Below are 13,283 nucleotides of genomic sequence, written 5' to 3'. Positions count from 1 at the left end.
GTTCCGCACATCCGCGAAGACTCTCCGCCTCCGCTGAAGGAGCAGGTATGCCCGAACACATCACCCTCGGCAAGGTCCTGGGCGGACTGCCCGTCGACAAGGTGGAACTGTTCTGCCCCATCCCCTTGAAAGGGCACCCCGCCGGGCCGGAAGCCCTGGAAGCCCCCGCGGCACGATGGGCCGTCGACCACGGGCTGTGCCGTACTGGTTCCCTCGCCACCCGTGCGGGCTTCGGCTGGCTCATCGCGCACGGCATGCCGTTCACCGGCCTCCCGGCCGCTGTCGCCATGACCTGCTACACCTACTGGGGGCTCCTGTGGGACGACCACCTGGACAACACCGCGGACATCGCGGAAGCGGTCGCGCTCACCGGGGAGGCGAACCGGGTCATGTTCGAGCCCGCCACCGCTCCACTGCCCGACGACCCCTTCCTTACCAGCCTGCGGGACCTGCGCCGCATGATGGAAGAACACCTTTCCTCACAAGGCATGCAGGCGCTCAGGGCCGAGAACACCCACTGGTTCGGAGGTCAGTTGTGGAAACTAGCCCTACAGCAGCGCCCGAAGCCACCCACGGTCGGCGAGTACCTGCGTATGCGTCTGCCGAAAGCCGGGGTCTTCACCCTCGCCGCCTTCACCGCACCCGGCGCCGGCTACGACATGTCCCCCGGCGAACTGTACGACCCCACCGTGCGTGCCTTCACCATGGCCGTCTTCCAGCCGTGCGTCGTGATCAACGACCTCATCAGCCTCGTCAAGGAAACCGCTGCCGGACAGCAGCAGGTGAACCTCCTGTCGGCCATGGCGGCAGAACACCACCTCAGTCCTACCGACGCACTCATCAAGGCGTGGAAACTGTACGAACGCACCGTCATCCTCATGCTCCGCCTGCAGCGCCAACTCCTCGACGATCCCCGCCCCGCCGTCGCCCGCTACGCCGCCGAACTGCCCCAATGGCTTCCCGCCACCATCCAGTGGTCCGCACGAAGCGTCCGCTACCTCGAAATCCCCGACGCCCGCAGCGGCGCCGCCACGCCCGTCGCCCTGCCCGAACTCACCATGACCGACACCCCCCAGATCTGGGACCCAGAAAACCTGACCCCTCCGCCCTACCCGGACATCGCCTGGTGGTGGCACCACCTCGCCCCGTAACCCACACGCAGGGCTTGGACTCTATCGGCCGTTTCGACTCCCACAGTTGACGCTGCCGACGAATGAAGCCGCACTGCGTAGAGGATCTGGGGCAGCCAGGACTCCAGCAAGACAACCGGCGTCCGCCTGTGCGCGCGTACCAACGGAACACACTTCAACGTGACCGCCACCGCGGACTGCTCTACGCACTGTCGCGTACGGGAGGCGGACAGGCCCGATGTCGGGGCAGGCGTCGCACGGCCTATCCGATGTCGGTCGTCCGCGACCGACACTGGCGGCCTGCCCTCGCCGATCCGCTTGGCGGTCTTGTTGTCATGCTGCAGCACCGGCAAGAGCGCGGGCAGCACGTGGCGGCATCCTCCTGGGTGAAGCCGGAGAGCTGTTCGTTGACAACCGGATCTATGAGTGCCCCTCGACGCTCGGAGCGGTGTCGCTCTGACCTGCTGCTTTGACGGCGAGCGGCGTGATTGGCCAGCGCGCATGAGGTGGCGTGAGCGGCTTTTCTGCCGCTTTGCAACTGATGTATATCTTCGGATGGTCTCGGGGGAACAGCTGCTCGTGTGCCCCGGCGCCTTTTCCGACGCGTCTCACACAACCTGGAGTACTTCGTGGTGCAGATCTCCACGCCTTCGTGGCGGCTTGCCGCCGCTGCGGCGGCCCTATCCGGATTCGCCCTGCTCGGCATCGTCCCGCCTGCGGCCGGTGCAGCGTCCGGGCAGGCATTCACCCAAGGGCGCCACACCTTCACCGTGCCGGACGGCGTCACCGAGATCACGATCGACGCCTGGGGCGGCGGATCCGGCGGCGGTGGCGGTGCTGGCGGCGGCGCCGGTGGTGGCGGCGCCGGCGGCGGCTCCTCGTGGGGCACCGGTGGCGGGGCAGGCGGCGGTGGCGGCGGTGGTGGCGCCGGCGGCAGCGGCGGCGGATCGGGTGGCAGCGGCGGGTATATCCGCTGCAAGATCACCGTCAAGCCCGGCGAGCAGCTCACCATCAATGTCGCCAAGGGCGGAGCCGGCGGAGCCGCCGGCTCCGCCGGGAAGGGATCTGCGGGAGGTTCCGGGGGCAGCGCCACCGGTGGCGGCGGCTACAACGGCAGCGTGGGAGAGGCCGGTACCCACGGCAAGCACGGAGAAACCCGCTCCGCCACCCGGATCGAACGAGGCAGCACGCGGCTGGTCATCGCTACCTCTGGGATCTCTGACTTCCCCTCCCTCGGCGCGACGATCCCGGAGGCCAACAACCGGGGACGTACCGCGAAGGACGGTGGCGGCAACGGCCACTGGGGCGGGGGCAACTTGACGGCGGGCAATCACAAGGGTGTGGGCGGCAACGGCGGCGACGGCGCCCGAGCCGCAGACGTCCTCAAGCGGCAGGCTCACCCTGGCACCGGACGCTGTGATTCCGGCACCCAACTGCACCTCTCCAAGGGGACGGTCCACAACGGCCTCGCCGGCGAGAACGGTGGCAAGGGCCGGCGCGGCGAGAACGCGGACCTGGACTTCGGCGGCGGTCGCGGCGGCGACGGCGGCGCGGGCGGCAAGGGCGGCGCCGGCGGCGCCACAGCCGAGACGCTCGCCGACCCCCAGGCCATCACCCCGCCGGCCGGCACCGCCCAGGGCGGCGCCGGCGGCAGGGGCGGCGACGGTAGTGCCGGCGGCAACGGAGGCCGCGGCGGCGGTGACACGGCCGGCGGCGGCCGGGGCGAAGCCGGAAAGGCGTCCAGCGACGCGCAGCCCGGCCAGGCCGGCTCAGCTGGCGGCGACGGCTGGGTCTACGTGAGCTGGTAGTCGGCAAACTGGACAGACCCCCGGCTGGGAAGCCCCAGCCGGGGGTCTGTCCAAACTGCTCGCACTGGGGGCCGGGACGGCGCCCCGCTGTGCAGGGCTAGGCACCGCGCGTACGGGCCGACGGCGACCGGCTGACCACAGGACCTGGGGTCAGGATTCCGTGTAACGAGCCAGAAACTCCAACTCGGCCTCGGAGATGCGCCGCGGCCGGCCGGTGTCCAGGTCGTACGCGGCCATCTTCGTCACGGCTTCCGCGTACGTACGCTCGGCGTCCCGGATGGCGTATCCGAGTTCGAGCCGAGCCCCACGGCAGCTGATGACCCAGACCTGCACGTCGACCGGCTCCTCGCGGTACGTCAGCGGGGTGCGGTAGTCGACGACGGACTGGCTGACCACGAAGGCTCGCTGGCCCCGCCCGGCTTCGTCCGCCGGCAGCATGTCCTGAAACATGCGCGTACGCGCCTCCTCCAGGTAAGTGAGGAATAGTGAGTTGTTGACGTGACCGTAAGCGTCCGCGTCCGCCCAGCGCAGCGGCAGCGGATAGGTGTAGGTGTTCACGAAGAGGTCGTCTCCGCCATAACCACCCGAGGAAGGAAGGTCTCGAAGGCGGTCAGAGGCTCGCCCGTGGTGTTCAATGACTCGAAGATCGTTCGATGTGATGCTCCCGGACGCGCCTTACCGTGTCACGAATGAGTTCCTGGACCTGCATGGCATTGACGTGGTCGTTCACGGGGACGATCTCACGGCGGACGCAGTCGAAGAGATCTTCGGTCCTGGGGCCGATGCGGGGAAGCTGCGCCTCGTGCGCTACACCGCCGGCGTCTCAACGACCGAGCTCATCCAACGATGCCGTGCGGCGGACGCGCCATGAGGGGGCAAGGTGACCTCATGAGCTCCTGACGCGGCCGTGTGTCCCGGTCTTCTTGAGCCTCCTCCAGCAGATGAGGCTGCAGGCCAACGAGACGAAGGGGGCGGCGAGGCGGTCGCACGGCTCGCGTTTCCGCACCTGGTGCCGGCGAGGAGACCGTAGAGACGGTCATCGCGACGCTCGCGGGTGACGTGAGGCAGTGACGGAGGCTCCTGGCACAGTGACGAGTTGACCGTATCGCGTTGCAGGGTGATGGGGCCGGGCCTACGCTGGCTACCCAGGGAATCGAGCCGGAGGGCTGGGGGCCACGGGCACCGGAACGGGGGATCGAGCTATGCGCAGGCTCGCAGCGAGGTACCTGTTCACAGGGCGGGAAAGTCGATGACCGCGTCGGCCGAGGCCAGGCGTCACCCTTCAACAGCGGCACGACTCAAGGAGCTTGCCGGTCCCGAACTCTACCGGCGTAACGCCTTCCGGCGGACCGGTCTGCCGACCGCCGCGACGCAACGCGACGTCAGGGACCGCCGTCACCAGTTCAACACCCGTATCAAGATGAACATCGAGATCGAGGTGCCTGGAGAGTTCCCACCCCGCGAGCCGCTCACCGCCGAGCAGGCACAGGCCGCCTTCGCTGATCTCGCCGATTCCCAACGCCGCATCGTCGACGAGGTGTTCTGGTTCTGGGGCGAGGAACGCGACAGCTGCGGCTGCCCGATGTCGCTGCACCGCGACCACGACGACGCGGTGCGCGCACACCTGCGCGCCCTTGACGCCGAACTGGACGGTCAGGGACGGCCGGTGGCCGCGGGGACGATCCGTGCGCGGAACGAGCAGTGGGCCGACGCCGCCCGGCAGTGGCGACTGGTGCTGCGCCGCGCGCCCTTCTGGGAGCACATACGGACCCGGCTACGCGCCCTCGACGACCGGCGGCTCGACGATTCCGCCGTCGATCTGTTACGCGCGGCACTGCCCCGCACCCTGGTCGCTCCGGTGGTGCGCCTCGCGGTCGCGGCCAGTGAACCGGACCGTCTGATACAGCAGTGCCTCAAGTGGTCCGACGTGGGGCGACACGCCCTCGACGACCTGCTCGACGAAGCCCTCGACCCCCTCTACGCCGCGGTACGACCGCAGATCGAGCAGGCCCACGAGCACACCACGGGGGGGCGTCCGCACGCCGCCGACGCCCTCCTGCGCGAGCAGGTGGTCCCGGCCCTGGAGCGCCTTGAGCCCTTCGAGCGACGCGTCTCTCAGCACCGCACGACGGCCAAGCGACGGGCCAATGCCTTACGGGACGCCGCCGCCGTTCAGATCGCCAACTGCGCTTATGCCATGGTCGAGTCGGCACAGAACCTGGTGGACGAGTCCAGGGTGGCCGCCGACCGGCTGCGGCTGGCACGGCGCTTCGCCACGCGGCCGGACACGCAAGAAGGCATCGATCAGGCCCTGGCCCTGGTCGAGGCCGCCCACAAGCTCAGCCCCCCCAGCCCGTCCCCGCACCGCCCCAGCCCACCTCCGCGCCGTCCCGTGCCGGCCGAGCCCCGTAGCGGACCGTCGGCGGTCACCACGCTCAGCGTGGCGACCGGCGTGGCCGTCTTCTTCGTCCTGCTCGCCCTGGGCGTGGAGCCCCCACTGCCGTTGGCGCTCTTCGCCATGGGCGGGATGAGCCTGCTCGGCCTCGCCGTCCGGGCGTTCCGGGAGCGCGCCCCGCGCCGGGCACCACCAGGACGCCGATGATCCGCCGCCCGGTCCACGTCTTCCGAGAGGCCGCCGCCATGCACCGTGCGCTGCGCCGCGTACGAGAATCCCTGCGCCAGGGGCGCCAGCACCGCGCCTTCCGTATCCCGCCCCCGGAGTGGAGCACGGCACAGCGGGCACGGCTGCGCGAGCTCATGCAGGGGGCCGCGTACGAAGACGCGACCGCTCCGCCCCACCAGGACCGGACCCCGCAGGGACCCGCAGCGCCGTCCGACGACTCCCTGAGCCCTGACGACCTGGCCACCGTCGCCTGGTACTTGTGGCGGGCCCGCAAGAAGCTGGACGTTCCCGGGGACCCGGCGCCCAAGGAGGCCCGGCAGGCCGGGCGGCATGTCGACACCGCGCTGTCCCGGCTCGACGAGGCGGGTCTGGTCGTTCAGGACCACGACGGTGCCCCGTACCACCCCGGCATGTCCCTGGAGGTCCTGAGCTTCGTCGACGACCCCACGCTCCGCGAGGCGAGCGAGGCATACGTCAAAGAGACCCTGAGACCCTCCGTCTACCTCCGTGACCGCCCTGTCCAGATGGGACAGGTGATCGTCCACCGGCCCCCGCGGGGAGAACGATGATGCGTGAGACCGTCGACTTCGGCATCGACCTCGGCACCACCAACAGCGCGATCGCCGTGGCCGAGAACGGCTCGGTACGGGTGATCAAGAACAATCACGGCGGGGACATCACCCCCTCCGCGGTCTGGATGCCAAGGCCGGGCGTGGTGGCTGTGGGCCAGACCGCCAAACAGCAGGTCGAGTCCGACCCCGACGACGCGCACTCCGAGTTCAAACTGGAGATGGGGGTCGCGGGCGCCGAACGGCACTTCGCCAAGGCCAACGTATCGCTGACCCCGGAACAGCTGTCCGCCGAGGTCCTCAAGTCCCTGCGCGCCGACGCCGCGCACGACGTCGGCGCGCCGCCCGAGGCCGCCGTCATCACCGTCCCGGCCGCCTTCGCCCTGCACCAGAGTTCGGCGACCAGCCGGGCGGCCGAGCTGGCGGGCCTGGGCGAGCACTGCCCCCTGGTGCAGGAGCCTACCGCCGCCGCGATCGCGTACGGATACCAGGACGCCTCGGACCGCTCGTACTGGATGGTGTTCGACTTCGGCGGCGGCACCTTCGACGCCGCCGTCGTCAGCAAACGCGACGGCGAACTGCAGGTACTCAACCACGCCGGTGACTCCTTTCTCGGCGGCAAGGCCATCGACTGGGCGATCGTCGAACGGCTCCTCGTGCCCGCCGTCGAACGCGACCTGGGCCTGCCCGACTTCACCCGCGGCAACGCGCGCTGGCGGAGCAACTTCGGCAAGCTCAAGTGGGCCGCCGAGAACGCCAAGATCGAGCTCTCGCGCCAGGAGTCCGTCTTCCTCGACGTCACGCTCGGCACCGGCTCCGGCAGCACGGAGTCCTTCGAGTTCCACCTCACCCGCGGCGCCCTGGACGACATCGCCGCCCCCTACTACACCCGCGCGATCAACCGCTGCCGCGACGCCCTCACCGAAGGCAACCTCCGCCCCGACGACATCGACCGTCTCCTTCTGGTGGGCGGCACCACCCTCGCTCCCGGGCTGCGGGAGCGCCTGGCCGACCCGCAGCACGGGCTCGGCATCCAGGTCGACCACAGCCAGGACGCGACGACCGTGGTGGCACGCGGCGCGGCGGTGTTCGCCAGCACAGTCCGTACCGCGCGCCGGGTGGCCCGCCCCACCAAGGCCGGGGAGTTCACCGTCGAGCTGCACTACGAGCCGCGGGTCACCACCACCAACCCCGCGGTCGGCGGCGTCCTGCACAGCGCCCACACAGTCGACTGGACGCGGTATGCGGTCGTCCTCGCCAACCCCCAGGGAAAGCCGCCGTTCCGCAGCGCGAAGATCGCCGTACGGCCCGACGGGAAGTTCCTCACCGACGTCAGCATCGACGAGCACACCACCTCGCACTTCACCATCGAGCTGTCCGACGAGCACGGCGTGGTCCAGGAGCTGACCCCGGACACCCTGACGCTCACACACAGCGAGATGGAGAACCCGGGCGAGGTGCTGACCCAGTCGCTCGGCATCGGCACGGCCGACGGCGGCTTCAACGTCGTCCTGCGCAAAGGAACCCGGCTGCCCACCCGCAACACCGAGGTGTACAAGACCAGCATCGCGCTCGATTCCGCCTCCCCGGACACCGTCATCAAGATCCCGGTGGCGGAGGGCGAGCAGAGCCGCGTCGAACGGAACAACATCGTGGGCGAGTTGGTGATCCGGAGGCGAGATGTCACGATCGACCTTCCGGCCCACAGCGATGTCGCGGTGACCTTCGACGCCGACGCTTCCCGGCTCGTCACCGTGGTGGCCGACGTCGCCCTCGCGGACACGCAGTTCGAGGCGGAGATCGACCTCACTCGGGTGCGGCCGCCGGACCAGGTGGTGCTGCAGCAGCGCCTCGGCCTGGTCAGGCAGCGTTGTGAGGAACTGCGGGCCACTGCCGCGCGGGAGGGCTCGGCCGCCCTGGGACGGCTGACCAAACTCGACACCGAGGAGGTGCTGCCCGAGCTGGACCGCCTGGTGGCCGCGGCCGGTTCGGACGTCGGTGCGGCCTCGGGCGCCGAGAGCCTGCTGCGCTATGTGGAGACGGAACTAGACGCCGCCGAGCACGACGTCAACCAGGGCGGCGGCCAACAGGAGCTGCGGGAGCTGCTGCGGGTCTGCACCCTCATCGTCGCGGAGGCCGGCAAACCCGAGCTGCGCCAGAACCTGGCGGTGCTGCGGGCGCGGGCGGAGGACGCGCTGGTGGGCGGCGAACCGGCGGCGGTCGAACGGGCCACGGAGGACGTGACGCGGCTGTACATCGAACTGCTGGAGCTGACCGGCCAGTTGGAGGCCGTGCAGTTTCGTGCGCTGCGCACCATGCGCGCGGAGATGGCTTCCCCGGACCGGGCCGACTCCTTGATCGCACGCGGCGATCGGGCCCTGCCGACCAACGACCGGGCGACACTGGCCGACGTCAACGACGAGCTCCGCCAGCTGTTGCCGGGCAAGGTCCCCGGGCCGGTCGGCGGCCTCACGAAGGGATGAGCCCGTGACCGATGCGTACCTTCCGGTGGACGCGGACGCGGGGGCGGGCTCTGGGCGACGTCCTCCGCGGACCCCGGATACGGCGCTCCGCCAGGCCCTCGGCGAGGAACTCCTCGTTGCCCGGGCCCGCAGCGCCGCCCGCTCGGGAGATCTCCAGGAGGCACGGCGGCTTCTCCTGGACGGCTCGGGCTCTGCCGAGGCGCCCGGCCGGGACGCGCTCGATCTCCTGGCCCGGATCCATGCACAGGGCGGCGCATTGGAAGAGGCCGACCGCTGCTGGGCCCGGGTGCAGGGCGAGCACCCGGACGACGCCGACGCGGCGGCGGGCCGCGCCCGGATCGCCCGCATCCGGAACGGCCGCAGTCCGGCACGGCCCCGGCTCGGCCCCGGCACCAAGATCGGGGCGGCGGTCCTGACAGCGGTCTGTGCCGTCGGCTTTGGCGGGGCCGCCCTCGCCGACGCCATCGGCTCCGATCCGGAGCGCGTGACGGCACCGGGCACCGCGTCGGCCGAGCGCCGTGCCGACCGGGCCGAAGCCCGGGCGAGCCAGGAGGCGCGGCGCGCGGACCGGCTCGCGGCGCGCGAGACGGAACGAAAGCGTGCCGCCGAGCGCCGCCGGCGACAACTCGAGGCCCGTATAGACAAATTGGCCACGGTTCTGGCCTTCCCCGGCAACCGAGTCGAACGCCTTTCGGGCTCCGTACGCGTCGTCTTCCGGGACGGGTTGTTCTCCGCCGGTGACCGGCTCACGCCCGAGGGGGCGAGCGCGCTGGCCGAGCTGGGGCGGCGCCTCACGGGCCGGGATGTCACCGTGGCGGTCATGGGGCATGTCGCCGCCGGGCCCGGCAGCCAGGCGCGTGCGGGGTCCCCACTGGCCCTCTGGCGGGCGCAGGTCGCCGTCCGCGAGCTGAGCGACCACAGCGGCCGACCGTTCAGCACCTTCACCGCGGCCAGCGGTGACGCCCGGCACGCGCCCTTCCCCTCTCCCGGCCGCAATCGCACGGTCACCGTGACCGTCACTCCGAATCAGCCGTGAAAGCCCGTACGACAACGGTGGGGTGGGGTGACGACGTCCCCTCCACGCCGGATCTCGAAGCCACGGCAGACGCCGTTCTGCGCGCCCTCGACCAGCCACCGGAACTCGTCCTGGCCTGCCACCGCCTGCTCTCCCACGCGGCGCGGGCACCGCGGCGCAGCGAGCACCGCCGCCTGTGGGCCGCCGCCCAGGGCCTGTACGCGTGGGGACTGACCCGCACCCCGCACGGCGACCGGGAGCACAACCACGAGCGGGCCCGCACAGCCCTGCGCTCCGGGGTTCACACATACCGGTTCCTCCAGGACGGCGCCGGCTCCCGGGACGGCGACGGCCTGCGGGAGTTCCGTGACGGTGACGGGCTCGCGGCGCAGGAAGCATTCCTGGCGTGGCTCGACGACGGTGCGGCGGCGGCCGCTTCGCGCCTCGCCGCACCCGGGGGCCGCCCGGAGGATCTCGTGGGCCGGTTGACCGACGCGTTCCAGTACGCGGTGCGCGACCTCTGCGCGAGCCCGGACCGAGCCCACAGCGAGTATCGCTACGCGATCCGGCTGCTCGACGACCTGGAGGACACGCGCCGCAACGCGGAAGCGGCGATCGCCCACCTCTTGGCCGCCGTTCGCGGTTACGACCGCGCAGCCGAGCCGACCCGCTGGGCCGACGCTCAGCTCCGCCTCGGCGAGTGCTACGCGTCCCGCCCGCACGGCTCGCGCCGTACCAACCTCGAACGGGCCATCGCCTGCTACGAGGCGGCCCTGGAAGCACGCGGCCACGGCTCGGGCTGGCGGCGTTGGCCAACCGCGATGACGGGTCTGGCACAGGCCTACTCCCGCCGCATCGCCGGGAATCAAGCCCAGAACGCTGAGACAGCCCTGGCCACGTTCCGGACGCTCCTGGCCACGCTCACCCCGGACCTCGACCCCAAGCTGTGGTCGGACACGCACCACGGCCTCGGCCTCGCCTACAACCATCGGGTGCACGGTGACCGGGCCGAGAACATCGAGCGCGCCATCGATCACCTCAAGGAGGCGTTGCGCCACCTCTCACCCGAAGCCGATCCGTATAACTGGGCCGTCAGCCACCAGGCCCTGGGCGCGGCCTACGACTACCGCGAAACCGGCGACCGCGCCGCCAATCTCAAACTGTCCGTCAGCCACCAGGAGACCGCACTCCGGGCGGCCACCCGGGACCGGGCCCCAGACCTCTGGGCGTCGATCAAGGCGAACCTGGGGCTTACCTACTGGCACAGCAGCCATCAAGACCACAGCCAGGAGAATGTGGAGCGCGCGACCGCATGCCTGGAGGACGCGCTCACCGTCCGCACGCGGGAGGCGATGCCCGGCGCATGGGCCCGGACCATGGACACCCTGGCCGCGGTGCACACGGGACGGGCCGGGGACGACGCCTTGGAGTACGTCGACCGGGCCATCGCCACGCTGCGTACTACAGCGGCGGTACACGACCGGCATGCCGATCCCGAGGCTTGGGCCCTTAACCGCCTCACCCTCGCGAAGGCCCTGGAGCGACGGACCGAGCTGACCGGAGAACAGACCGCCGAGAAGCGCGTCGCCCTCTACCGTTCGCTCCTCGACCACTACTCGATCGACAACCACCCGTATGGCTGCCTGGGCGTCGCCTCCGAGCTCGGGGCGGCCCTTGGCGACCTCGGCCGGTGGCCGGCCGCCGCGGAGGCGTTCGACACCGCGTTGGACGCCTTGGAGGCGCTGATCGCCCCCTCGCTCACGACCGCTTCGCACGCCCGCCTCGCCGGTTGGGGCACGGTCGCACGCTGGGCTTCCTACGCTCAGGCCCGCGACGGTCGGCTCCAAGACGCGGTGGTCACGCTGGAGCGCGGCCGCGCCCGGGCTCTGGGGGACGCCCTGGACCGTGACCACACGGACCTCACCGCACTGCGTGCCGAACACCCGGGGCTGCACGAGGCGTATCGGGACGCCGCCGCACGGCTACGCCGCTTCCAGGACCTGAAGCTGGAGAACAGCGGGTCCGCCACCGCCCCCGACGACGACGTCGACGCCGACGGCGGCCATGACGACGACAAGGACGACGGACAGGACCACGACCACGACATCGGCCCGGAAGGGGGCCGCTTCACCATCGATGACCGGGAGCTGGGCAGCGCCCTGATCGAACTCGCCGAGGGTTCCCGGGCCGCCCGTGCTCGCCTCGAAGAGGTCATCGAGCAGATACGCGGGATCGATGGACACACGGACTTCCTGGCCTCCCCGGGATGGGAGACCGTCGCCGCTGCCGTGGAGCCGGGCGCCCCGCTCGCCTACCTCAACACCACACCGTGGGGCAGCCTCACCCTCCTCGTGCACCGCACCGGCGCCGACCCAGGGGCGATCGACGTGCACCCGGTGTGGTCGCGCGACTTCACTCAGGACGACATCGATCAGCTGTTGCACCGCTCGTCGGCCGCCGACTCCCCGTTCCCGTTCCTCAGCGGCTTCCTGATGCGCCAGTACAACCTCGTCCATACGAACTTCCCGGACGGCAATTCGGCGCTGACCTGGGGACGTTGGGACGTGCCCGGGGCCGTCACGCGCACGGCACTGGACGAGGACGGTGACATGGACGTCCTCGGCCGCCGGGTCATCGCACCGCTCACCCGGAGCCTCGCCAAACGCCACGTGCGCCAGGTGACCCTGATTCCCTGCGGCACCCTCACCTCACTGCCGCTGCATACCGCGCACTACGACGACGGGGCGGGGGGTCCCGGCCGCCGCTGCCTCCTCGACGAGGTCGACGTCAGCTTTGCGCCCTCCGCGCGGGCGCTACGGCACGCCCGTGCCCGCGCCCGCCGGCCCTGGGGCACACCGACCCTGGCCGGAGTCGGCAATCCGCTCCCGCACCCGGCCCCGCTGCGCTTCGCCGCCTTCGAGCTGGACCGCATCACCCCGCTCTTCGCCACCCGCACCGCGTTGTACGAGGAGCGCGCGACCAAGGAGGAGACCCTGCGGGCGGCCGCCGCCGCCACGTACATCCATCTCGCCTGCCACGGCGCCGTGGACTTCGGCGGCGACGACGCCCGGCTGCAGTTCGGGGGCACCGAGGACCTGACCCTCGCGGAGATCGTGCGCGAGCGTCCCTTCGCCGGGGCCCGGCTCGTCGTGCTCTCCGCGTGTCAGAGCGCCGTAGGCGGCCGTACGGGCTCCATCGACGAGGTCGTCGGGCTGCCCACGGCGATCATGTCGTCGGGCACGCCCGGCGTCATCGGCACCCTGTGGCCGGTGGACGACCTGTCCACGGCGCTGCTGATGGAGCGCTTCTACACGCTGCATCTGCGCGGCGACGAACGTACCGGCGAAGGCCCGATGGCCGCGTGCCGCGCCCTGGGCCGCGCCCAGCGCTGGCTCGCCACGGTCACCTGTGCCGAGCTGCATGAGCGCTTTCTTCGCGAAACAGACCTCGTAGACGTAGACGGGCCGGACGTTGACGGGCCGGACGGGGGCGGAAAGAACTTGGGCGGACAGGACTCGGGCGGACCGCACGGCGGACCGTCCGCCGCCGCGATGGCCGCGGCCAACGCCGCCCGCTTCGGCCTCGACGACCCCGCGGCCCGCCCCTTCTCGAACTCGTTCTACTGGGCGCCCTTCGTCTTCCTGGGAGAGTGACT

Annotated in this window: 9 protein-coding genes; 8 read left to right on the top strand and 1 reads right to left on the bottom strand. The window is 71.1% G+C overall.

All coding sequences use genetic code 11. From position 1 onward, the window contains the following. Positions 1-47: 47 nt before the first annotated feature. Complete coding sequence (locus tag ACZ42X_RS20665) at positions 48-1,151, top strand: terpene synthase family protein (RefSeq protein ID WP_468291902.1); 1,104 nt, start codon at positions 48-50, stop codon at positions 1,149-1,151. Positions 1,152-1,759: 608 nt separating this feature from the next. Beyond that, positions 1,760-2,938, top strand: a complete 1,179-nt coding sequence (locus ACZ42X_RS20660; protein WP_468291899.1) for a hypothetical protein — start codon at positions 1,760-1,762, stop codon at positions 2,936-2,938. Between the two features lie 150 nt (positions 2,939-3,088). Here ACZ42X_RS20660 and ACZ42X_RS20655 read toward each other — a convergent pair whose 3' ends face one another. Continuing rightward, complete coding sequence (locus tag ACZ42X_RS20655; RefSeq protein ID WP_468291897.1) at positions 3,089-3,496, bottom strand: acyl-CoA thioesterase; 408 nt, start codon at positions 3,494-3,496, stop codon at positions 3,089-3,091. 76 nt (positions 3,497-3,572) lie between these two features. On the opposite strand from ACZ42X_RS20655, the gene ACZ42X_RS20650 reads away from it, so the two are divergent. From ACZ42X_RS20650 to ACZ42X_RS20625, 6 genes are all read left to right on the top strand, one after another. After that, on the top strand, positions 3,573-3,809 hold the full coding sequence (locus tag ACZ42X_RS20650) for a nucleotidyl transferase family protein (RefSeq protein ID WP_468291894.1): 237 nt from the start codon (positions 3,573-3,575) through the stop codon (positions 3,807-3,809). A gap of 378 nt (positions 3,810-4,187) precedes the next feature. Continuing rightward, positions 4,188-5,540, top strand: coding sequence for a hypothetical protein (locus ACZ42X_RS20645; RefSeq protein WP_468291891.1), 1,353 nt, complete (start codon positions 4,188-4,190; stop codon positions 5,538-5,540). Then, positions 5,537-6,130 carry a hypothetical protein gene (locus ACZ42X_RS20640; RefSeq protein WP_468291888.1) on the top strand — a complete coding sequence of 198 codons (594 nt, stop codon included), beginning with the start codon at positions 5,537-5,539 and terminating at the stop codon, positions 6,128-6,130. The genes ACZ42X_RS20645 and ACZ42X_RS20640 overlap by 4 nt, the downstream gene beginning before the upstream one ends. Continuing rightward, the gene (locus tag ACZ42X_RS20635) at positions 6,130-8,613 is read left to right on the top strand and encodes an Hsp70 family protein (RefSeq protein ID WP_468291885.1); all 2,484 of its coding nucleotides are present in this window, start codon (positions 6,130-6,132) and stop codon (positions 8,611-8,613) included. The genes ACZ42X_RS20640 and ACZ42X_RS20635 overlap by 1 nt, the downstream gene beginning before the upstream one ends. Positions 8,614-8,617: 4 nt before the next feature. Next, complete coding sequence (locus ACZ42X_RS20630) at positions 8,618-9,649, top strand: hypothetical protein (protein WP_468291882.1); 1,032 nt, start codon at positions 8,618-8,620, stop codon at positions 9,647-9,649. A 17-nt stretch (positions 9,650-9,666) separates the two neighbouring features. Beyond that, on the top strand, positions 9,667-13,281 hold the full coding sequence (locus tag ACZ42X_RS20625) for a CHAT domain-containing protein (protein ID WP_468291879.1): 3,615 nt from the start codon (positions 9,667-9,669) through the stop codon (positions 13,279-13,281). Positions 13,282-13,283: the final 2 nt, after the last annotated feature.

It is taken from the genome of Streptomyces sp. NPDC030862, from assembly GCF_055571835.1.
Note: the sequence above shows the minus strand (reverse complement) of the source record. Positions and strands in the feature narration are given on the sequence as shown.